Source organism: Kaistella polysaccharea, assembly GCF_020410745.1.
GTDB classification, from domain to species: domain Bacteria; phylum Bacteroidota; class Bacteroidia; order Flavobacteriales; family Weeksellaceae; genus Kaistella; species Kaistella polysaccharea.
On sequence record NZ_CP084528.1, the window covers coordinates 1,516,276 to 1,537,707 of the forward strand.

A 21,432-nucleotide genomic window follows, 5' to 3' on the forward strand; every position below is an offset into this window, starting at 1 on the left:
CAGCGGAAAATGAAAAAATGAAGCTGGAAAAATCAATATTAAAAGACAATGAAACCGTTGAAATCAGCGGTTCTAAAAGTATATCAAACCGCCTTCTCATCCTAAACAAACTTTTCGAAAATCTAATTATTGAGAATCTTTCGAATTCTCAGGACACCCAGCTTGTGCAGAACGCGCTAACCAGTGATGACGAAATTATTGATGTTCATCACGCCGGAACTGCAATGCGCTTTCTGACATCTTATTATGCAATTCAAGAAGGAAAAACTACGATTTTAACAGGTTCTGACCGAATGAAGCAAAGACCCATTACATTTTTAGTGGATGCTTTGCGCGATTTAGGTGCTGATATTGCCTATGTCGAAAAAGAAGGTTTTCCACCTTTAAAAATAACGGGAAAAAGATTAGAAAATAGCACCGTTTCAATTCCGGCAAATATATCAAGTCAGTTTATTTCATCATTAATGTTAATCGGTGCTAAGCTGGAAAACGGTCTTATCATTAAACTTGTAGGTGAAATCACGTCCCGACCGTATTTGGAAATGACTTTGAAAATTTTGAGAACCATTGGTATCAACACAGATTGGAACGATCAGATCATCGAAATTTCGCCGGGCATTCAAAGTGATAAAAATTCCCAAATTATAAAAGTGATGACGGAAAGCGATTGGAGTTCTGCATCCTATTTCTACTCGCTCGCCGCCATTGGCCGAAAATGCATTAACTTACGATGTTTCCGCCCTTATTCACTTCAGGGTGATTCTGTGATTAAAGAAATTTACTGGACGTATTTTGGCGTAAACACCATTTCCGAAGGTGCTGACAGTAAAATCTCGCTCCTGCCAGAAAGTTCTTTCATTTTTCCGGAAAAAATAGAAATTAATATGAATGACTGTCCAGATATTGCACAAACATTGTGTGTTACCGCCACAGCATTACAAATTCCTTTTGAAATTACTGGGCTTTCAACTTTAAAGGTTAAAGAGACGGATCGCCTTGTGGCTTTAAAAAATGAACTTTTCAAAATTGGGTGCATCTCTGATATTACCGATGATTCAATTTGCTCCGTAAAATTCTTCGAACCCAATGAAACAATTATGATCGAAACTTACGACGATCACCGTATGGCAATGAGTTTCGCACCTTTCTGTCTTATTAAAGGTCTCAATATTCAAAATAAAAAAGTGGTCGAAAAATCGTATCCTAAATTCTGGGAAGATTTCCAGCAAGTTCTGCAATAATTACTCTAAAAAAACATGACAATACTTATCACTGGTACTTCTGCCGGAATCGGTTTCACTTTGGCTGAATATCTCGGAAAAAAGGGACATATTGTTTTCGGTCTCAGTCGAAAAAATGTGGAATCTGACTATTTCAAAACAATTCCTACTGATATTACAGACAATTTACAAGTTCAAAATGCAATTGCGGAGGTTTTAAAAACTGAAACAAGAATCGATGTTCTCATTAATAATGCCGGCATGGGAATGGTCGGGCCGGTTGAAGATTCTACGCAAGAGGAAATATTAAAATTATTTAATCTAAATCTGGTAGGCACTGTACAAATGATGACCGCAGTTCTACCACAAATGCGTGAACAAAAAATGGGTAAAATCATCAATATTTCCAGTATTGGTAGTGAAATGGGACTTCCCTTCCGCGGTTTTTACTCGGCTTCAAAATCTGCGGTAGATAAAGTAACCGAAGCAATTCGTTATGAAGTTTCACCCTGGAATATACAGACTTGCGCGCTGCATTTGGGCGACATCAAAACCAATATTGCCGAAAATCGGGTGAAAACAAAGGTTTCTAAACCTTACGAAGAAACTTTTAATCACGTATATTCCCTCATGAATTCTCATGTTGATCAAGGAACTGAGCCTTTGGAAGTTGCAGAATATGTTGAAAAACTTTTATTAAAGAAAACCTGGAAAGCCCATTTCTATTTTGCGAAATTAGGTCAGCGAATCGGTGTTCCATTAAAATGGATGCTTCCCCAAAAATTTTACGAAAATTTAATGCGGAGATATAATAAAATCGATTGATTTCTTTCCAATAAAAAATTTGTAAGGATAACTTTAGAAAAGTTAGCGTGCGATCTTTTTAATATTATCACTTTTTCCCATCGAATAAAAATGCAAAAAAGTCACGCCAAAATTGAGTAATTCCGGGCATTGGTTAACTGCCCAGATATCGCTCCATCGAGGACGAGGATTCTTTCGTTAAAAGCTTTATAAAGTGCGGTATTTTTATTTTTTTAGATAAAATTAAAAGAGACTTATTTATTTTCAGACAATCTCAGAATATCTCCAAATACACCGCGTGCAGTCACTTTTGCGCCGGCACCGCCACCCATGATGACGATCGGATTCTCGCCGTAACTTTCGGTGTAGATTTCAAAAATATAATCTGAACCCTTTAATTGTCCAAGCGAAGAATTGGCCGGAACAGAAATTAGCTGAACATCAAGTTCTCCTTTTTCCTTCTGCAAATCGCCATGTAAATCTCCTACGAAACGGAGAACGTGATTTTCTTTTTGCTTCTGTTTAACTTCTTCAAAATGAGCATCTAAAACTTCTAAACTATTTAATAAATCATTTTTGTCAAGATTCACTAAATTTTCCGGAATTAAACTATGAACATTAATGTCGGAAAGTTCATTACTTAAATCAAGTTCTCTCGCTAAAATTAAAAGTTTTCGGGCGACATCATTTCCAGATAAATCTTCGCGTGGATCGGGTTCTGTAAATCCCTGTTCCATCGCTTCCCTTAAAATAGTAGAAAATTTCTCGTCCCGAACTGAAAAATTATTGAAAATATAACTGAGTGACCCAGAAAAAACACCTTTAATCCTGGTGATATTTTCACCTGACAAATGCAGTAATTTAATAGTATCAATTAAGGGTAAACCTGCACCCACATTTGTTTCATAAAGGTACTTTTTATTCCTTTTCTTTAGAACATTTCTAAAATCACGGTATTCTGAAATTGGCAGGGTATTAAAAATTTTATTAGAAGAAACCAGATCGAAACCATTTTCGGCAAGACGCGTATAATTTTTCACAAAATCTTTACTCGCTGTATTATCAACAACGATAAGGTTTTCCAACTGGTGAAGCTGCGAAAACTGAATGAGAGACTCTACACTTGATTTTTCTTCTGAGACCAAGACCTCATCTGCCCAACTTTCATTGAAACCACTTTTGTTAAAGGCGATCTTGCGGGAATTGGCAACCGCTACAATCTTTAAATCGAGCTTTTTACGGTTTCGGATATCTTCAGATTTTTGTAAAACCTGGTCAATTAAAGTTGCGCCCACTTTTCCGTGGCCTATCATTGCTAAATGAACCGTTTTCGGTTTTGAGAAAATTTCCGCTTCGATGATGTTTTTAGCTTTTTCATCCTGAGAAGAAGTGACGACTATGTTGATTCTATTTTCGGCGGCAACTTGATTAAGAATTAATGGGAAAATATTATTTCTAGCGAGTTCAGACATTACTTTACTGAAATCCTTCGCAACAAATCCTAAGACCGAAACATTATTAATACTGAAAATCTGACTTACTTTTCCCGATTTTCTTTCTTTTATAAATTCGTCTATTAAACAGTTTACTGCTTTTTCAGAATCCGTTTCATTAACCAAAACAGAAATTCCGTTTTCTACGGCTTGTTGGGAAATTACGCCGACACTGATTCTTGCGTAAGTGAGTGCTTTAAAAATTCTTCCATCGATTCCAACTTCTCCTAGAAAATCTTTTCCTTCGAATTTGATGATGGCTTTTTGTTTAAGAATCTTTATTCCTTCTTTATTTTTCATTGATGATTTTATTTAAAATTTGAGTGAGTTGTTCGTATTCCATTAAGAACGCGTCGTGCACGTGATTGGATTTTATTTCGTGATAGAAAATATTTGCTCTAATTTTTCATAACAGTTCGGCATTTCAAAAGCTGGGAAAAACTGATCAGAATCTACTGCGATGAGATGAATATTTGTAATATCCTTCGTTTTGAAATCTTGATAATCCTCCGTTACATCGCCATCGAAACCATTTCCAGGAATATTAAAGGATATGACAGCGTAGACATTGGTGTAAATTGTTTTACGTTCACCAACTATGCAATTCCACCAGCCATTTTCATCGGCAACATTTGAATTTCCCCTCAAAGCCTGATTCTCCCAAATAAACGGCGCAGTATATAAAGGTTTTCCGAAAATTTGATACGACAAATCGATATCTAGGGTTCTACCTGATACTAATTTTTGATTCTTGAGTTTGATACGTTGTAGCGAAGTTTTCAATTTTTTTATAAATTAAAATTGAAAATGCTACCTGGGAAGGGTAATAAAAGTTTCTGTTATCTTCTCCCAATAAGGGATAGAATGTAGCACCTTCTTCGTTTCCGAAGGGTTGCCAAGGTATCTTAGAGTCTAATCTCTCCACCTTTCTTAATAACATTTTCAATATGTGAATGAACTTAATCAGCCGCAAAGGAAAGAATTAAATTGAAATCTCGCAAATTTTCATTTTTTTTTAATTTCCTAATTTCGCGGCAGAAATTTTTTAAGGATGATGACCGAACGCGAAAGAATGCTTGATGACCAATGGAAAACTTGGGGACCTTATGTAAGTAACAGACAGTGGGGAACCGTACGTGAAGATTACAGCTCTAACGGAAATGCTTGGGGATACACGACCTACGACGAAGCTCTAAGTCGCACGTATCGCTGGAGTGAAGACGGAATTGCGGGAATTTGCGACAGTAAACAATATCTCTGTTTTGCCTTATCCTTCTGGAATTATAAAGATAAAATGATCAAAGAACGGTTTTTTGGTCTGAGTAATTACCAAGGAAATCATGGTGAAGATGTAAAAGAACTTTATTACTATTTAGACAATACACCCACACATTCTTATATGAAAATGGTGTATAAATATCCGATTAATGAATTTCCGTATGATGAATTGATTGATGTGAATCACCGCCGCACAAAGCGCGAACCAGAATATGAACTTGTTGATACCGGTATTTTTAATAATAATGAGTATTTTGATATTTTTATTGAATATGCCAAAATAAATCATGATGATATTCTCGTACGAGTTTCGGTGAGTAACAGAAGTGCCCAAAAAGCGCCATTAGCCATAATGCCAACTTTGTGGTTTCGAAATAACTGGAAATGGGGATATGGGACTTATGAACCGGGTTTAAAATCTACACAATCCGATATTATTGAAGTAGATCACGGCTCAATTTCCGCAAAAAAACTGTACTCCAGAAACAAAAACTGCCAGGCGTATTTCTGTAATAATGAAACAAATCCCGACATCATTCCAAATACGGTAACCGACGCTAAATTTTTTAAAGACGGCATTAATAATTTTCTCCTTAAAGGCGATCACAACGCCATCAATCCTGAAAAGAAAGGAACCAAGGCAAGTTTCTTACTTGAAGCCGAAATAGAAGGTGGCGACACCCAAACTTTTGATTTCCGACTCAGTCCACATGATATGGAAGATGCCTTTTTTGATTTTGATCATATTATCAATTTGCGGAAAGAGGAAGCAGAAGAATTTTACAGTGAAATCCAACGTGAAATTGAAGATGAGGAAGAAAAAGACGTTCAGCGTCAAGCATTTGCCGGACTTTTATGGAATAAGCAGTTCTATCACTATAACGTTTCGAAATGGTTAAGTGGCGATCCTCAACATGAAGCGCCGCGAAATTTCAACCATTTTGTACGCAACACAGAATGGGAACATATGCAGAATAAGGATATTATATCAATGCCCGACAAATGGGAATATCCGTGGTTTGCGACCTGGGATCTGGCATTCCACTGCGTGCCGTTTGCAATTTTAGATTCTAATTTTGCAAAAAGTCAGTTAAAACTTTTGACTAAAGAATGGTACATTCATCCGAATGGTCAGTTGCCCGCTTATGAATGGGATTTCAGCGATGTAAATCCGCCAGTTCATGCATGGTCGACTTTTCGTGTGTTTAAAATTGATGAAAAAATCAACGGCAAACCTGATATTCCTTTTTTGGAAAGTGTCTTCCAAAAATTATTATTGAATTTTACATGGTGGGTAAACCGGAAAGATAAAAACGGAAATAATATTTTCGGTGGTGGATTTTTAGGTCTGGACAATATTGGTGCATTTGACCGAAATATGCAGTTTAAAAACGGCGATCACCTCGAACAGGCAGACGGAACCAGTTGGATGGCGATGTTTGCTTTAAATATGATGCGTATTTCTATGGAACTCGCGCTTTACAATCCAATTTATGAGGATATGGCGATTAAATTTTTTGAGCATTATCTCTACATTGCCGAAGCCATGGAGAATATCGGCAATAAGAAAAATGGTCTTTGGAATGAAAACGATGGATTCTTTTACGATTTACTTCAGTTAAATAGTGGCGAGTCTAAATCATTGAAACTTAGAAGTATTGTTGGATTAATTCCACTATTTGCGGTAGAAATTGTAGAACATGAAATTTTGGAAAAACTTCCTGATTTCCGACAGCGAATGGAATGGATTCTTAAAAATAAACCACATCTTGCAGACCTGGTTTCACATTGGGAAGTAGAAGGTCAAGGAGGAAAACATCTCATGAGTATTCTGCGGAGAGATCGACTGAAAAGAGTTCTTAGCCGAATGGTTGATGAAAATGAATTTTTATCGGATTACGGAATTCGGTCTATGTCTAAAGTTTATGAAAATGAACCCTTCGTTTTTAATATCGACGGGCAGGATTTCGTAGTGAAATATACGCCGGCAGAAAGCGACAGCAGTATGTTTGGGGGAAACAGCAACTGGCGCGGACCCATCTGGTTTCCGATCAACTTCTTGATTGTAGAAAGTCTGCAGCGTTTCCATTATTATTATGGCGACAGTTTACAAATTGAATATCCGACAGGAAAGTCAGAAATGCGCAATTTGGAATTCGTCGCCAATGATTTAAGCAAGCGACTCTACTCCATTTTCAGTAAAGACGAAAACGGTAACCGACCTTTTAACGGAGGAAATGAGTTGCTGAATCACAATGAATTTTTTAAAAATTACATCATGTTTCACGAGTATTTTAATGGCGATACCGGGGAAGGAATTGGCGCTTCTCACCAAACTGGTTGGACGGCTACTATTGCGAAGTTGATACAGCCCAGAATGGGATCGCGGCCTTCGTAAAAAATTATCAGGAAAAATAATAGGAAGAAATTTTATAACTATTTTGTCTGCGATAAATCGAGTATTTATAAATATTTGAAAATCAGATCGCCGAATTTTTGGTAGGCAAAATAGAGCAAAAATATCCAAATACTTAGAACAATTATAGCAAAAATCCAGTTCGTTTTTTGAAGTTTTCTAGGATTTTCCGCGACGCTTTTTCGTGCTTCCACTAAAATATAGGGAGGAATTAATCGGATCGACCACATAATTAAAAGCGGTACAATAATCAAGTCATCTAGAAGGCCGAGAATGGGAATGAAATCTGGTATTAAGTCAATGGGACTTAATAAATATCCCACCGTTATACCAATGACTAATTTCGCGAGCAACGGCGTTCGTTTGTCAGAATAAGCAAAAATAAGAACCTGAATTTCAGCTTTTAACTTCCGGACTTTTTCTTTTATCTGATTTAAAAGTTTCACACTTTTTCTCCGTTAACAAAAACCTCGTAGTTCACCGTAACATTAGGTTCCATGGTTTTAGAAACCGAACAATATTTTTCGAAAGAGAGTGCTGCAGCTCTTTCGGCTTTATTTGCATCTATTTTTCCTTCGAGAAAAAATTTTACCATAATGCTTTTAAATGGTTTTGCTTCATCCATCTCAATGCGCTCACCTTCGACTTCTGCAGAAAATCCTGTAATTTCCTGTCTTTGTTTTTTCATAATCGAAACCATATCGATTCCGCTGCAACCCGCCAAAGCCATTAAAACGGTTTCCATCGGGGAAACACCTTTAGTACCTTCTGATTGTGAAATATTGTCTAAAAGTATTTTATTACCGATTGAGTTTGTACATTCGAACAAGTAGTCATCATTGATGCGGTTGAGTGTAATTTTCATTTATAATATTTGAACCAAATTTAAAAAAATTAAAATGTAATCGATCAGAAATTGTTCGCCAAAATAATTACAGTAACCAATTAAATAATATTCACTAAATTTAGTCAACAGAAAATCACAATTTATGAAATACACCAACAATCGCTCAGGAAACGGCGGCGTCATCACCCTCAATAATGAGCAAGAGGAGATCGGCAGACTAACTTACACCATTTTTCCCGAAGAAAATAAAATGATTATCTCCTTCGTTTTGGTTCATCCGAAATTTGAAGGCCGCGGAATGGGAAAATATTTAGTCGAAGAAGGCATAAATTTCGCACGCGAAAATAATTGGAAAATTTACCCGCATTGCTCCTACGCACGCTCCGTTATGAACAGAATGAAAGATGTTGATGATATTTTATTAGAAAGATAAAACACAAACCCATAGAAATTCTATGGGTTTTATATTTTGATAATCTGTATCTTAATTTTTATTGAGGTGATAATACGCCAACATTTTGTAATACAATTTTGCCGCTAAAAACGCCGTTGGTTTTGGCATCGGCGAATCCATTAATTCCACAATATCGAAAGCAACAACGTTGCATTTTTCAAAAACTTTTCTCAACAGTTCCAAAGTTGGATACCATTGTAAACCGCCTGGTTCTGGCGTTCCGGTAGAAGGTGCAATTGATGGATCAAATGCATCTAAGTCAATGGTAATGTAAACATTTCCGGAAACTTTTTCCAGAACGTCATTAATCCAGTTTTCATTATTTGCAATTACGTGTGCAAAAAAACACTGCTCTTTGTTCACATATTCCATTTCCTCGATGTCGCAAGATCGAATACCGACCTGAACCAAATTGTGTTTTTGGCTGGCTTCAAAAACGGCGCAGGCGTGATTAGAAGTTGAACCGTGAAAGTCTGGACGTAAATCGGTATGTGCATCTAATTGCAAAACCGTCAGATTTTCATATTTCTCCCCCACTGCGCGAATTGATCCAATTGAAACCGAATGTTCTCCACCGAACAGGGTAAATAATTTTCCTTCGTTGTTTAATAAATCTTTGGTTTTATTATAAACTGCTTCCGTCATTGCTTCGGGCGAAGATTTTTCTGTAATTGCTCCAGCGAGAAAAACACCTTCTAAATACGGTTCAGTTCCTGTTTCAATATCGTACAATTCCATGTTTTCGGAAGCGTCTAAGAATAATTCAGGACCTTTATCAGCTCCTTTCCCCCAAGTTGACGTGCCGTCATAAGGAACGGTTACGAGCATTACTTTAGAATTTTCTAACTGAGCGTTTTCTTCGGGAATACCGGCGTAGGTTTGCATGATATTTTTGATTTTAGTTGTATAATTAAGAGATTTCAAAGATAAAAATTTCAAAATAATTCTGCCTGTTCGTGTAGACTTTAAAATATCATTTAGAAATAAGGGTGTTTTAACCTTTGACGTAAAATAAATAAATAATAATTTTACGTAAGTATTGATAATCAATTTATTACCCTTAAAAACTTACACCATGGTACCGAAATTATTTACAATAGTCATTTTACTTTTGGTGCAAAATTTATTTGCACAAAGTATTTTAGGAACCTGGTATGGAAACCTGAATACTCCGGGACAAATTCTTCCACTAGTTTTCCATGTGGAACAGGATGGAACTTTGTTTAAAACTTTTTTCGATTCTCCAATGCAAGGTGCAAAAGGAATTCCCGCAAAATCGACTATGTTTGAAAACTCTGAGCTTACTGTGATGGCGCCGGAGTTCGGAATTACATACAAAGGAAAACTAAGTGATGAAAAAATTGAAGGAATTTTTACACAGGGAGAATCAAAAACCCCCTTCACTTTGACCCGAATTAATACCGCTCCGGCCGTTGATCGACCACAAAATCCAAAACTTCCTTACCCTTATAATTCTAAAGAAGTCACCTTTAAAAATGAGACGCAAGGAAATGAATTGGCCGGAACAATTGCAGAACCAAAAAACTTCGATAAAAACGCTCCAATTCTCGTCATGATTACAGGAAGTGGCGTGCAAAACCGCGACGAAGAAATGGATGGGCACAAGCCGTTTCTAGTGATTTCTGATGATCTGGCAAAAAAGGGAATTGCCACTTTAAGACTAGATGACCGTGGAATAGGCGGTTCGGAAAAAGGAAAAGAGGAACAACCAACGACAGCTGATTTTGTAACTGACATCAATTCTGCTGTTAATTATTTGATGAAAAACGGCTATACAAACATTGGCTTAATCGGACATTCTGAAGGTGGGATGATTGCTCCAATGGTTGCTTCTGAAAATAAAAATGTAAAATTTATCGTCCTTCTTGCGGGACCTGCACTTCCGATGATCGATGTTTTTGTAAAACAAGCGAGAAGCAGGCTGGAAAGCGTAAACGTCCCAAAAGAAGATATCGATAAAGACGTCGCAAATAAACGCACGATTTTAGAATTTGTGAAATCATATAAGGGAAAAGACTATAAGTCAGATTTAAAAAAATATTTAGCAGATAACTTTCCTGACATGAAAAGCCAGGAAACTGATGCTTATCTAAGACAATTGGGTACCAATTGGTGGCGCTATTCTTTAAATATTAATCCTCGATTATATTTAGAAAGATTGAAAATTCCAGTTTTAGCGGTTAATGGCAGTAAAGATACACAGGTTAGTTCAAAAGAAAATTTAGCCTCCATTAAAAAATCTCTTGAAAAAGCCGGAAATAAAAAATTTGAAATCGTCGAGTTTGACGGTTTAAATCATTTTTTCCAAACTGCGGAAACAGGAAGTTCTATGGAATATCCCGAGATTGCAGAAACCATCTCCCCAAAAGTTTTAGATAAAGTGAGCTCATGGATTGCAAACTTGAAACAGTATTAATTCTAAAATTTTTGTAGATTAGAAATTGTAACAGAATCGTCATGAAAACAAAATTCATCATCCTTATATTATTAATATTCTTTCAAAATATTTTCTCCCAAAACATTACCGGTTCCTGGTACGGAAATCTAGATGTTCAGGGACAGAAGCTGCCTTTGATTTTTCATATCGATAAAGACGGAAATGGTTTTAAATCAACATTTGACAGTCCGACGCAAGGAGCAAAAGAAATTCCCATTCAGAACACTTTATTTGAAAACAACGAGTTGACGTTTAATGCTTCTAACTTAGGAATTACTTTCAAGGGAAAATTAAACGCTCAAAAAATCGAGGGGATTTTCTCACAAAGCGGAATGAACTTTCCTTTGATTCTTACAAGAAACGAAGAAACTACAATTGTCAATCGGCCGCAAACTCCGAAACCACCTTTTAATTACAGCAGCGATGACGTTACTTTTAAAAATGACACGGAGGGAAATCTACTTGCGGGAACACTTGCTACTCCAAAAAACTTTAAGAAAAACCAACCTATTTTAGTAATGATTACCGGAAGTGGTGCGCAGGATCGAAATGAAGAAATGTTCGAGCATCAACCATTTTTAGTCATTGCAGATGATTTGGCTAAGAAAGGAATTGCCACTTTACGTCTGGACGACCGTGGAATTGGTGGTTCGGAAAAAGGAAAAGACGGCGCTACTTCGGCAGATTTTGCGACCGATATTAATTCGGCGGTTGATTATTTAGTAAAAAAAGGATATAAAAATATTGGTTTGATTGGTCATTCGGAAGGTGGAATGATTGCGCCTATGGTTGCAGAAATGAATAAAAGTGTGAAGTTTTTAGTACTTTTGGCCGCTCCCGGCATTCCAATCCTGGATCTTGTTTTGGATCAAAATAAAAAGCTTGCAGAAAGCGCTAATTTACCTCAAACGGCTGTTGATGAGGTTTTGTCTATAAAAGCAAAAACGTTTACCTACGCTCAACTTTATACTGGAAAAGATTTTAAAGGTGATCTCAGACGATATTTAGATGAAAATTATCCAAATATGCCGAAGGAAGAAAAATCCGCATACCTGGATCAAATGTCGTCGGCTTGGTTTCGATATTTTATTAAATTTAATCCAGATGACTACTTATCAAAGGTTAAAATTCCTGTTTTGGCAGTGGATGGAAGTTTAGATATGCAAGTTTCAGCAAAAGAAAATCTGGCGGGAATTAGAAAATCCTTAACAAAAGCAGGTAATAAGCATTTTGAAATCGTAGAATTTGAAGGATTAAACCACCTGTTTCAAACAGCAACAACGGGAAATCCTTCCGAGTACGGACAAATTGAGGAAACTTTTTCACCTAAAGTTTTGGATAAGATCAGTTCGTGGATTTTAGCATTGAAATGATTCTAAAACAATTCTTTAATACAAACTGCTTCAACATTTATGAAAACAAACTATAATACAGAAGACGTTAACAATCGACATCATTGGGTTTTAGGGCTTTTCTATTTCAACAAAGATGATCAGCGATTATTTCCACCTAAAAGATTTAAATACTTAGGCTGGACGATCAATTTTGCAAATCCTTATTCTATTTTTGCATATTTAATTTTAATAGTTGCTGTGCTTGGAATTCTTTATGTACTCCGAAACTTATCATCCTTTAACTAGATATTTATGCCACTAAAAGCAGTACTATTCGATATGGACGGTGTTATTGTTGACACTGAACCGCTTCACCGAAAAGCCTATTTTCAAATGTTTAGTGACTTTGGAATTGAAGTTTCCGAAGAATTGTATAGTTCGTTTACCGGAGCCTCAACGAAAAAAGTCTGCAATACGGTCATCGAAAAGTACAGTTTAAAAGCAACTCACGACGAATTAGCGGTGATCAAAAGAAAATATTTTAAACATTTTTTTTATCATGATGCAGATTTCGATTTAATTCCAGGTGTTAAAGATTTAATTGAGCATTATTTTGAAAATAACATCAAACTTGTTTTAGCTTCTTCCGCCAGTATGACGACAATTAATATGGTTTTCGAAAAATTCGCTTTGGAGAAATACTTTATCGGGAAAATTAGTGGTGCCGATTTGAAAGAATCAAAACCTCATCCTGAAATTTTTCTTCTTGCCACTGAAATTGCCAAAGAACCAAAAGAGAATTGTATGGTGATTGAAGATTCTACAAACGGAATATTAGCTGCACATTCTGCGCAAATATTTTGTACGGCCTATAAAAGTGAACATTCGGTTAATCAAAATTACGAAAAAGCCGATCTGCTGATTACCGATTTTAAAGAAATTGAATCCGACAAAATGGACCATTATTTTAAAGATTTTCTTCCCTTCGAAATATAAAATGGATGAAGTTTTAGCCCCGATGGAAACGGCATCCCCCGATACCGCTTTCGGTAGAGGGGATAAAGTGAACAGCGGGACTGCATAAAAAAAGAAGCAACTCACTGGTTGCTCCTCATATATTTCAAGATTTATTTCTTCTTAATATCCCAATAATTTAAGGACGTCTTCGGGTTTTTGTTCTTCCCGGAAAACGCTGTAGGTAAAGTTGCCTTCTTCATCTTTATCGATCAAAATATGTTTCGGCTGAGGCATCAAACAGTGGTGAACACCGCCGTAGCCGCCAATTGTTTCCTGATAAGCACCGGTATGGAAAAATCCGATATAGAGTGGTTTTGTATCGCTAAAAACCGGCAAATAAATCGCATTGGTATGTTGCTCAGAATTATAATAATCGTCGGAATCACAGGTTAGACCACCGAGGAAAACGCGTTCGTACGTGTCTTCCCACCGATTGAGTGGCAACATGATAAATTTGCGGGAAATCGCCCAAGTATCGGGAAGTGTCGTCATAAATGAAGAATCGATCATATTCCACTTTTCACGGTCGTTCTGGCGTTTCTGGGAAATAATTTTGTAAAGATGACCGCCGCTTTCGCCGACTGTAAAACTACCAAACTCGGTGTAGATATTTGGTTCTTCAACGCCTTCTTCTTCGCAGAATTTCTTGATCTGCGAAACAATTTCGTTGACCATATATTGGTAATCGTAATCGAAATTTAATGAAGTTTTGATGGGAAAACCGCCACCGATATTCAAAGAATCAACTTCGGGTGCAATTTTTTTCAAACGTGCATAAACACGCAAACATTTATATAATTCATTCCAGTAATAAGCAGTATCCTTAATGCCGGTATTGATGAAAAAGTGTAACATCTTCAACCTTGCATTGGGATGTTCGGCAATTTTTTGGCTGTAATAAGGAATAATGTCTTTGTAACCAATCCCCAATCTCGACGTATAAAATTCGAATTTTGGTTCTTCTTCGGACGCAATTCTAATTCCTATATTGAAGGTTGTATCAATACTTTCTGTAAGTTTATCCAATTCCCGATAGTTGTCTAAAATAGGCGTGATATTGTGAAAACCACTATTGATGAGCCCGGAAATTTTCGCCAAATAATCATCAGTTTTAAAACCGTTGCAAATCACTTCAACTGTTTTATCGAACTTTCCTTTATCGAAAAGAGATTTCACAATGTCCATATCATAAGCGGAAGATGTTTCAATTGAAATGTCGTTTTTCAAGGCTTCTTCCAAGACAAAAGCAAAGTGGCTGGATTTTGTGCAGTAACAGTATCGGTAATTTTTTTTGTAATCGTTAATTTCAAAAGCTTCTTTAAACCAAGCTTTTGCCCGCTGAATATTGGTTGAAATTTTTGGCAGATAATTAAACTTCAGCGGTGTCCCAAACTGCTCAACTACGTCCATCAAAGGAATATCATGAAAGTTGAGACTATTTTCAGTTACACTGAATTCTTCGGTGGGAAAATAGAGCGTCTGGTCTATAAGTTCTGAATATTTAATTTTCATATTGGGTGTAACGTTGTTCAGTTAAAGAATGCAAAGTTGGTAAAAAAAGTTGGGTTTTTATTTTAAAATTCCGTTAAATTATTCCGATGGTTGATGTGATAAAAATATAATCAAATCTCCTTCCTCAAACTCTATCGTTACCTGACTTTCTTTTGCAAAATTACGGGTTCCAATTCGGGTGGTAAGATTTAAGTTTTCATTATTTAAAGACCAGTTCAATCCTGTTGTAGTAACACTTTTTGTTTCAGGAAAAGGATATAATGAAATTGTTCGATGCTGAACATCATTTAAAACTAATTGATTAGGTGAAAAGAAATAAGTGGCGAATTCATCATAGAAAGTGATTCTGAGAAGATTTTTAAATTTAAAAGCTACAGTTAAATTACCCAGAAAATGATCCATTTCCCCACCGGAAGCGCCATACACATGAACTTCTGTAAACCCGCGGTTTTTGATAATTTCTAAAGATTTTTCAAAATCAGTTTTATCCTGATCCGGCGTATAAATAAATTTCTCCTGATAAACCCCTTCATCATTACCAGCGTGAGAATCAAAATCACCCGATATAAAATCTAACTTTGAAAGTGGGAATTTCTTTTCTTTCAAATAATGAAAAGCTCCGTCAGAACAGGCAATCAAGGAGTAATCCTCGACTTCGGGTAAAATTTTAGGCGGAACGCCGTTGATAAAAAGAAGCGCTTTACCGGTCATTTGGATTCCAGTATTCTTCCGATTCATTATTTAGTTTAGAAGCGTGGCGCGCTAAGACAAAAAGATAATCCGACAAGCGATTCAAATATTTTAATAATTCCGGACGGACTTCTTCTGTTTCATTCAGGAATACCAAACTGCGTTCTGCGCGCCGACAAACTGTCCGACAAACATGAAGTGACGTTGCGGATCTTCCGCCACCAGGTAATATAAAATATTGCAAGGGTTTTAAATCTTTTTCAAATTCATCCATCCAATGTTCAAGCTCTTCAATTTCTTTTTCAGAGATTGCCAACGCTAATCGGGATTTTCCGTTAGCTAAAGTTAATTTGTCAGTTGGCGTTGCAGATTCTGAGCCTACGGTAAAAAGATCGAACTGTATTTTTTTGAGTTGCGAAAGAACTTGTTCATCGGTCACTTCACTTTTTGCAACTCCGATAAATGAGTTTAATTCATCAATTGTTCCGTAAGCTTCCACGCGGGCCGACGCTTTAGAAACGCGGGTTCCACCGTAAAGTGCAGTTTGTCCTTTGTCCCCTGTTTTGGTATATATTTTCATTCCAGTTATATTTTGTGAGAAATGTAAATTTAGGGATTTTCTTCTTATTCTATTTTTTACAGCTCATCTAAAATTATTTTCCAAAGATTTCTATTAAAACTTCTGAAGAAATTGATATGACCAATTTCCCCTTTCTCTGATTCTGAAACCCGAATTTCTCTATAAGTAGATTTTAAATTAGGATAAACCGACTTCATTAAATTATGCATTCCTTTATCGGTCACCCAGGAATCATCTTCCGCGTGAATAATAAATGTTTCTTGAGTTAAACAATTTGAAAAGTCTTCTTCATTTTTTTCATAAAGTTTGCTCGTCGATTTTTTATTCAGGATTAAAGTCTGCCAATCGAAAGCTACACCTTTAGGCAATGATTCTCCCAAGCCGAAGCGATGCGCGGGGAAATATCCAAAAAAATGGCTCATTACTGGAAGTGCAATACCAAAGCCCAACAAAGCTGCAACAGCAATTTTAAATTTTAAATTCCAGATATGTGCGTCCTGCGTCGCCACAAAAATAAACTTCTTAAAAATTTGGGAATCTTCATTCATACCTAAAATTAAAGCACCAACAGAATGCCCCAAGCAATATTTAAGATAATGTGGATATTCCTCTTGGATAAAATCGGTAAGCGTCTTAAAATCAACAGTTCCCCAGATACGCATACTTGCCTGGAAACCCTTCATAATTTTAGGTTTAGATTCACCTATACCGCGGTAATCGTAGGTGAGCACTGTAAATCCGTTTTCGCACATGTACTTGGCAAATGAAAAATAGATTTGCTGCTTAACTCCGGTTGCTGAGTTAAGAAGTAAGACTTTATTGTTTGGAATTTCAGGCTGGAAAACCTTTACAGAAAGTGGATATTCGTCCGGTGTTTTTAAAAATAGTTCTTTCATTGTAAAAAAAATTCCACTTGCAAAATAGAGTGGAATTGATTTTTAAAATTATAAAATTTTAGGCTCATTTTTGAATAAAGCGTTGTGACATGAATAGTGGTTTATTCCTGAACGATGTCTTTCAGATAAGGCAAACCACGTTGTGAACCTCTATTTTTAGTTACTTTTAGAGAAACATCGTTGCCGAAACGAACACAATCATCTATCGAATTTCCGTGACAAAGTGCAACGGCAAATCCGCCCGCAAAAGCATCGCCCATTCCCATTTTGTGCAGTACTGAATCGTGATCATTACGGTAATATTTCATTTCAGTTCCGTTAAAATAAGTGGTAGAATTGGTATCATCGCGAACGAATAACTTATTTGGAAATTTTCGTAAAATCTGTTCTCGCGGCTCATCGCCGAAAATAATAGAAAGCTCATTACTTTTGGCAACAATAAAAGTGGCATTCTCAATAACCTCAGGATTTAATTTCTTTGCAGGAGAAGCATAAATACCCATTTTTTTACCGTTAGCCACAACTAATTTTGAAGCATAATCTACAGTTTCCATTGGGATTTCTAACTGAAGAAGTACCAAATCAACTGTAGTGAATAATTTCTCAGCTTCTGCCACATGTTTTTCGTTAAGGCAATAATTCGCGCCTGGAACAACTACAATCGAATTTACACCGTTGGCGGCAATTACATAAGCAGTTCCTGTTGAAGCTTCTTCCGTTTCCACAATATAACCGACGTTAACGCCTTCATCAACTAAATTCCGCATAATTTGCTGCCCGAAAGGATCCATGCCGACTGCGCCAATAAAATAAACGCTGGCGCCCAATCGTGATGTTGCCACAGCTTGATTTGCGCCTTTGCCACCAAAGAAACTTTCCGATTTCTCGGCCATTACCGTTTCGTTTGGTTGTGGCGGATGTTCGGTATTTAAAACTAAATCTATTGAAGAACTTCCAATTACAATAATTTTAGGTTGTTCGGTAGTAATATTCATTTTGGTAAAAACTATACATTAATAAAATAATGAGGTTTAAAGCTATTAAATAATCTCAATAAATTCGCAAATCAATTTTACTGGATTATTATTTTCATCGAATGCAATATAACTCGCGTAGAAACCTTCACCATATCCAGTTTCAAAAGCGAAAATATTCCCATCTTTTTCCTCGTGCGGATTTAAGAAAGCAAATTGATTCACCGCGCCGTCTTGCTGAAAAAAATGTTCATGGAAAAACTCCTCATAAATTCCCATGAAATCAGCGCCTTTTCTTTGAAACAAATGTTGCTCCAAACTATTCAGATCCTTTTGAGATTCCAAATCCATAAGACAACCCATACCGCTTTCCACAGGGAATCCGTAAATTTCTTCATCTTTCAAGTCAGTAATATGTTGCCCTTCTGAAGTGGCCAAAAGCCAACTCGTAACGGGAGCTTCACTGAAAACTACTTCTACATAAGCAATACAGTTACTTTCTATCTCTTTATGCACCAAAACCGGAAATTCACCGATCGGAAAAATCGTCGAAAAGGCGGGCATTTCACTGGTGATTAAAGGATCACTGGCAATTAAATGGCCACTCGAACTTTTAAGATTTCCTGCTTCAAAAGTTTCTATTAAAGGATTTTCAATAAAATTTTTGGTGAAGAGTTTTTTTATGCTGTCGATATGCTTCATGATAATGTTTTCAATTTTTCTTGCAGTAAAACTAATTTATCTTGCGCGTCTTTTTGTTTCTTCAATTCGATATCCACAACCTGTTGCGGAGCTCCAGCCATGAATTTTTCATTAGAAAGTTTCTTTTCAACGGAGATTAAAAATCCTTTCAGATATTTAATTTCGTCCTCAGTTTTAATTTTTTCTTCCCCCAAATCAAGATTTTCACTTAAAGGAATTGAAACTTCCGTGCCACCAACGAGAAAGGAAAATGCTGGTTTATCGGTCTTTTCTCCAAAATGAAGCGTCGTGATATTGGCTAATTTTCGGATCAATTCTTCATTTTCAAAAGAAGTCGAATTAGTGAAAACTTCAACGCTCTCTCGTGGTGAAATCCCTTTAGTTTGGCGATAATTTCGAATACCTGAAATAATTTCTTTTGAAGTGTCAAAGTTTTTAATTAAAGTTTCATCAAATTCTGTCACCTTTTTCTGCTGCGAGATCACCAAAGCTTCTTCCACCGATCTTTCTGAAATATTCTGCCATAATTCCTCTGACAAGAAAGGCATGAATGGATGTAACAATTTCATTAATTCTTCGAAATAGTGAATGGTTTGATCATAAACTTCCGTAGAAATCGCCTCGCCATAATTTGGTTTAATGGCTTCTAAATACCAGGAACAGAAGTCGTCCCAAATTAATTTGTATAATAAGTGTAACGCATCCGAAATTCGGAACTTCTCAAACTGATCCGCAATTTCAACAATGGTTTTATCCATTTGATTTTCGAACCAGGAAATGGCTTGTTTGTCTGCCTTATTGGATTTTATGGAATCGTCTTTTTTCCAACCTTGAATTAATTTATTGGAGTTCCAGATTTTAGTTGCGAAATTTCTTCCCTGCAACATTAATTCTTCATCGAAAAGCAAATCGTTTCCGGCAGCCGAACTCAATAAAATCCCGACGCGAACGCCATCTGCGCCATATTTTTCTATGAGCTCAATTGGATCTGGAGAATTCCCCAATGATTTGGACATTTTTCGTCTCTGTTTATCCCGCACAATTCCAGTGAAATAAACATTTTTAAAGGGAACTTCTTTTCTATATTCAATTCCTGCCATGATCATTCGGGCCACCCAAAAGAAGATAATATCTGGTCCAGTTACCAAATCAGAAGTTGGGTAATAGTAATTGATATCTTTATTTTCAGGATCGTTAAGGCCGTCGAAAACCGACATTGGCCACAACCAGGATGAGAACCAAGTGTCGAGTGCGTCTTCGTCTTGATGAAGATCTGAGACTTCGAGATTTGAGATTTGGGACTTTTTTTTAGCAAGTATTAAGGCTTTTTCAATGGTTTCTGCCACGACGAAATCATCCTGTCCTTCGCCATAAAAGTAAGCTGGGATTTGTTGTCCCCACCAAAGCTGTCGTGAAATATTCCAATCGCGGATATTATCCATCCAGTGTTTGTAGGTATTCTTAAATTTTTCCGGGTGAAATTTTACCTCATCATTCATCACCACATCCAAAGCTGGTTTGGCCATTTCTGACATTTTCAGAAACCACTGAACAGAAACTTTCGGTTCGATGATCGCACCTGTTCTTTCTGATGTTCCTACTTTATTAACGTAATCCTCAGCTTTTAACAAAAGATCATTTTGCTCTAATTCTTTTACTATTTCTTTACGAACGACGAATCTGTTTTTACCAGAATAATGTAAACCGTGATCATTCAAATTCGCATCATCGTCTAAAGAATCGATCATTGGTAAACCATGACGTTTTCCAATTTCATAGTCATTGGTATCGTGAGCCGGCGTAATTTTCAGCGCTCCAGTTCCGAATTCAATATCCACATAATCATCTTCAATAATTGGAATCACACGATTTACGATAGGAACAATAACATTTTTTCCTTTTAAATGCGCATATCGTTCATCGTTTGGATTAATACAAACGGCCGTATCACCAAAAATCGTTTCGGGACGAGTTGTTGCAACAGATAAATATTCATCTTTACCTGAACCCGCCGAAGATTCAATTTTATATTTAAGGTAATACAGTTTTCCGTTTTGCTCTTTGAAGATAACCTCTTCATCAGAGATATTGGTTTTCGCTTCCGGATCCCAGTTCACCATTCGATAACCTCTGTAAATCAAACCCTTATTATACAAATCGACAAAAGATTTCACCACTTGTTGAGAAAGTTTTGGTTCCATGGTGAAACGCGTTCGTTCCCAATCGCAAGAACAACCTAATTTTTTCAGTTGCTCTAAAATTGTTCCGCCATATTTGTCGGTCCAGTCCCAGGCGTGTTTTAAAAATTCTTCGCGGCTGATATCGGCTTTATTAATTCCTTCTTCTTTCAGTTTCGCTACGACTTTCGCTTCGGTAGCGATTGATGCGTGATCCGTTCCAGGTACCCAGCATGCATTAAATCCCTGCATTCTCGCTCTGCGAACCAGTATATCCTGAATTGTATTGTTCAGCATATGACCCATATGAAGAATTCCTGTCACATTTGGTGGCGGAATTACAATCGTATACGGCGGTTTTTCGTTCGGTTCGGAATGAAAATAATTATTTTCGAGCCAGTAATCGTACCATTTTTTCTCGGTTTCCCGCGGGGAATATTTATCTGAAATCTGCATAGAATCTATCTTTGGGCTTTAGTCTACAAAAATAGACAAATAAAAAAAATTTTCTTTACTATTAAAATAATTTTTAACTTTGTCTGTTATTATTTATCAGAACACAACCTTAAAAACTTTAAAA

General features: G+C 36.5%; 20 protein-coding genes, 1 pseudogene and 1 riboswitch. Of the genes and pseudogenes, 8 read left to right on the forward strand and 13 right to left on the reverse strand.

The annotated features are described in order from the left end of the window. The first annotated feature begins 17 nt into the window (after nucleotides 1-17). Entirely contained in the window at nucleotides 18-1,241 is a 1,224-nt protein-coding gene (locus LC814_RS07105; RefSeq protein ID WP_226063245.1) for a 3-phosphoshikimate 1-carboxyvinyltransferase, read from the forward strand. Between the two features lie 15 nt (nucleotides 1,242-1,256). Continuing rightward, nucleotides 1,257-2,045 carry an SDR family oxidoreductase gene (locus LC814_RS07110; protein ID WP_226063246.1) on the forward strand — a complete coding sequence of 263 codons (789 nt, stop codon included), beginning with the start codon at nucleotides 1,257-1,259 and terminating at the stop codon, nucleotides 2,043-2,045. A 42-nt stretch (nucleotides 2,046-2,087) separates the two neighbouring features. On the opposite strand, the pseudogene LC814_RS12540 reads toward LC814_RS07110, so the two are convergent. The 3 genes and pseudogenes from LC814_RS12540 to LC814_RS07120 form a co-directional block, all read right to left on the reverse strand. Further along, nucleotides 2,088-2,189 (reverse strand): annotated as a pseudogene (locus LC814_RS12540) (methylenetetrahydrofolate reductase [NAD(P)H]); the annotation flags it as partial. An 89-nt stretch (nucleotides 2,190-2,278) separates the two neighbouring features. After that, nucleotides 2,279-3,817, reverse strand: coding sequence for an ACT domain-containing protein (locus LC814_RS07115; protein WP_226063247.1), 1,539 nt, complete (start codon nucleotides 3,815-3,817; stop codon nucleotides 2,279-2,281). A 72-nt stretch (nucleotides 3,818-3,889) separates the two neighbouring features. Beyond that, nucleotides 3,890-4,300: a hypothetical protein gene (locus LC814_RS07120; RefSeq protein WP_226063248.1), complete on the reverse strand. Its 411-nt coding sequence runs from the start codon at nucleotides 4,298-4,300 to the stop codon at nucleotides 3,890-3,892. A 53-nt stretch (nucleotides 4,301-4,353) separates the two neighbouring features. Next, nucleotides 4,354-4,457, reverse strand: a riboswitch (SAM riboswitch). A 111-nt stretch (nucleotides 4,458-4,568) separates the two neighbouring features. Here LC814_RS07120 and LC814_RS07125 point away from each other — a divergent pair. Then, nucleotides 4,569-7,193 (forward strand): MGH1-like glycoside hydrolase domain-containing protein, encoded by a 2,625-nt coding sequence (locus LC814_RS07125; protein WP_226063249.1) that lies wholly within the window; start codon nucleotides 4,569-4,571, stop codon nucleotides 7,191-7,193. A 65-nt stretch (nucleotides 7,194-7,258) separates the two neighbouring features. Here LC814_RS07125 and LC814_RS07130 read toward each other — a convergent pair whose 3' ends face one another. Continuing rightward, nucleotides 7,259-7,657, reverse strand: coding sequence for a YkvA family protein (locus tag LC814_RS07130; RefSeq protein WP_226063250.1), 399 nt, complete (start codon nucleotides 7,655-7,657; stop codon nucleotides 7,259-7,261). Further along, entirely contained in the window at nucleotides 7,654-8,076 is a 423-nt protein-coding gene (locus LC814_RS07135; RefSeq protein WP_226063251.1) for an OsmC family protein, read from the reverse strand. The genes LC814_RS07130 and LC814_RS07135 overlap by 4 nt, the downstream gene beginning before the upstream one ends. Nucleotides 8,077-8,200: 124 nt before the next feature. Between LC814_RS07135 and LC814_RS07140 the strand changes: the two genes are divergently transcribed. Further along, nucleotides 8,201-8,491 carry a GNAT family N-acetyltransferase gene (locus LC814_RS07140; protein WP_226063252.1) on the forward strand — a complete coding sequence of 97 codons (291 nt, stop codon included), beginning with the start codon at nucleotides 8,201-8,203 and terminating at the stop codon, nucleotides 8,489-8,491. Between the two features lie 51 nt (nucleotides 8,492-8,542). Here the strand turns inward: LC814_RS07140 and speB are convergent, their stop codons facing one another. Beyond that, nucleotides 8,543-9,397 carry an agmatinase gene (gene speB, locus LC814_RS07145; protein ID WP_226063253.1) on the reverse strand — a complete coding sequence of 285 codons (855 nt, stop codon included), beginning with the start codon at nucleotides 9,395-9,397 and terminating at the stop codon, nucleotides 8,543-8,545. 190 nt (nucleotides 9,398-9,587) lie between these two features. Here speB and LC814_RS07150 point away from each other — a divergent pair, with 190 nt between their 5' ends. The 4 genes from LC814_RS07150 to LC814_RS07165 are packed head-to-tail and all read left to right on the forward strand — an operon-like array spanning nucleotide 9,588 to nucleotide 13,300. Then, complete coding sequence (locus LC814_RS07150; RefSeq protein WP_226063254.1) at nucleotides 9,588-10,949, forward strand: alpha/beta hydrolase family protein; 1,362 nt, start codon at nucleotides 9,588-9,590, stop codon at nucleotides 10,947-10,949. A 41-nt stretch (nucleotides 10,950-10,990) separates the two neighbouring features. Next, entirely contained in the window at nucleotides 10,991-12,343 is a 1,353-nt protein-coding gene (locus LC814_RS07155; RefSeq protein ID WP_226063255.1) for an alpha/beta hydrolase family protein, read from the forward strand. Between the two features lie 39 nt (nucleotides 12,344-12,382). Next, the gene (locus LC814_RS07160) at nucleotides 12,383-12,610 is read left to right on the forward strand and encodes a DUF5808 domain-containing protein (RefSeq protein ID WP_226063256.1); all 228 of its coding nucleotides are present in this window, start codon (nucleotides 12,383-12,385) and stop codon (nucleotides 12,608-12,610) included. Between the two features lie 6 nt (nucleotides 12,611-12,616). Continuing rightward, entirely contained in the window at nucleotides 12,617-13,300 is a 684-nt protein-coding gene (locus LC814_RS07165; RefSeq protein ID WP_226063257.1) for an HAD family hydrolase, read from the forward strand. Nucleotides 13,301-13,441: 141 nt separating this feature from the next. Here LC814_RS07165 and LC814_RS07170 read toward each other — a convergent pair whose 3' ends face one another. The 7 genes from LC814_RS07170 to LC814_RS07200 form a co-directional block, all read right to left on the reverse strand. Next, complete coding sequence (locus LC814_RS07170; RefSeq protein WP_226063258.1) at nucleotides 13,442-14,833, reverse strand: type III PLP-dependent enzyme domain-containing protein; 1,392 nt, start codon at nucleotides 14,831-14,833, stop codon at nucleotides 13,442-13,444. Between the two features lie 78 nt (nucleotides 14,834-14,911). Beyond that, entirely contained in the window at nucleotides 14,912-15,571 is a 660-nt protein-coding gene (locus LC814_RS07175) for a thiamine diphosphokinase (protein ID WP_226063259.1), read from the reverse strand. Further along, nucleotides 15,534-16,103: a cob(I)yrinic acid a,c-diamide adenosyltransferase gene (locus tag LC814_RS07180; RefSeq protein WP_226063260.1), complete on the reverse strand. Its 570-nt coding sequence runs from the start codon at nucleotides 16,101-16,103 to the stop codon at nucleotides 15,534-15,536. The genes LC814_RS07175 and LC814_RS07180 overlap by 38 nt, the downstream gene beginning before the upstream one ends. 56 nt (nucleotides 16,104-16,159) lie before the next feature. Further along, a complete protein-coding gene (locus LC814_RS07185; protein WP_226063261.1) occupies nucleotides 16,160-16,999 on the reverse strand; it encodes an alpha/beta hydrolase family protein in 840 nt (279 codons plus the stop codon). Nucleotides 17,000-17,100: 101 nt separating this feature from the next. Further along, the gene (locus tag LC814_RS07190) at nucleotides 17,101-17,994 is read right to left on the reverse strand and encodes a ribokinase (protein ID WP_226063262.1); all 894 of its coding nucleotides are present in this window, start codon (nucleotides 17,992-17,994) and stop codon (nucleotides 17,101-17,103) included. Nucleotides 17,995-18,039: 45 nt separating this feature from the next. Beyond that, nucleotides 18,040-18,675: a DUF4241 domain-containing protein gene (locus LC814_RS07195; protein ID WP_226063263.1), complete on the reverse strand. Its 636-nt coding sequence runs from the start codon at nucleotides 18,673-18,675 to the stop codon at nucleotides 18,040-18,042. Further along, nucleotides 18,672-21,308 (reverse strand): valine--tRNA ligase, encoded by a 2,637-nt coding sequence (locus LC814_RS07200; protein ID WP_226063264.1) that lies wholly within the window; start codon nucleotides 21,306-21,308, stop codon nucleotides 18,672-18,674. The genes LC814_RS07195 and LC814_RS07200 overlap by 4 nt, the downstream gene beginning before the upstream one ends. Between the last annotated feature and the right edge of the window lie 124 nt (nucleotides 21,309-21,432).

What these genes read in the sequence shown, in the direction of transcription:
- LC814_RS07140 (WP_226063252.1), top strand. Translation starts at nt 8,201, where the DNA reads ATGAAATACACCAACAATCGCTCAGGAAACGGCGGCGTCATCACCCTC.
- LC814_RS07200 (WP_226063264.1), bottom strand. Translation starts at nt 21,308, where the DNA reads ATGCAGATTTCAGATAAATATTCCCCGCGGGAAACCGAGAAAAAATGG.
- LC814_RS07110 (WP_226063246.1), top strand. Translation starts at nt 1,257, where the DNA reads ATGACAATACTTATCACTGGTACTTCTGCCGGAATCGGTTTCACTTTG.
- LC814_RS07185 (WP_226063261.1), bottom strand. Translation starts at nt 16,999, where the DNA reads ATGAAAGAACTATTTTTAAAAACACCGGACGAATATCCACTTTCTGTA.
- LC814_RS07165 (WP_226063257.1), top strand. Translation starts at nt 12,617, where the DNA reads ATGCCACTAAAAGCAGTACTATTCGATATGGACGGTGTTATTGTTGAC.
- LC814_RS07160 (WP_226063256.1), top strand. Translation starts at nt 12,383, where the DNA reads ATGAAAACAAACTATAATACAGAAGACGTTAACAATCGACATCATTGG.
- LC814_RS07155 (WP_226063255.1), top strand. Translation starts at nt 10,991, where the DNA reads ATGAAAACAAAATTCATCATCCTTATATTATTAATATTCTTTCAAAAT.
- LC814_RS07150 (WP_226063254.1), top strand. Translation starts at nt 9,588, where the DNA reads ATGGTACCGAAATTATTTACAATAGTCATTTTACTTTTGGTGCAAAAT.
- LC814_RS07115 (WP_226063247.1), bottom strand. Translation starts at nt 3,817, where the DNA reads ATGAAAAATAAAGAAGGAATAAAGATTCTTAAACAAAAAGCCATCATC.
- LC814_RS07135 (WP_226063251.1), bottom strand. Translation starts at nt 8,076, where the DNA reads ATGAAAATTACACTCAACCGCATCAATGATGACTACTTGTTCGAATGT.
- LC814_RS07180 (WP_226063260.1), bottom strand. Translation starts at nt 16,103, where the DNA reads ATGAAAATATATACCAAAACAGGGGACAAAGGACAAACTGCACTTTAC.
- LC814_RS07125 (WP_226063249.1), top strand. Translation starts at nt 4,569, where the DNA reads ATGATGACCGAACGCGAAAGAATGCTTGATGACCAATGGAAAACTTGG.
- LC814_RS07195 (WP_226063263.1), bottom strand. Translation starts at nt 18,675, where the DNA reads ATGAAGCATATCGACAGCATAAAAAAACTCTTCACCAAAAATTTTATT.
- LC814_RS07175 (WP_226063259.1), bottom strand. Translation starts at nt 15,571, where the DNA reads ATGAATCGGAAGAATACTGGAATCCAAATGACCGGTAAAGCGCTTCTT.
- LC814_RS07170 (WP_226063258.1), bottom strand. Translation starts at nt 14,833, where the DNA reads ATGAAAATTAAATATTCAGAACTTATAGACCAGACGCTCTATTTTCCC.
- LC814_RS07105 (WP_226063245.1), top strand. Translation starts at nt 18, where the DNA reads ATGAAGCTGGAAAAATCAATATTAAAAGACAATGAAACCGTTGAAATC.
- LC814_RS07190 (WP_226063262.1), bottom strand. Translation starts at nt 17,994, where the DNA reads ATGAATATTACTACCGAACAACCTAAAATTATTGTAATTGGAAGTTCT.
- speB (WP_226063253.1), bottom strand. Translation starts at nt 9,397, where the DNA reads ATGCAAACCTACGCCGGTATTCCCGAAGAAAACGCTCAGTTAGAAAAT.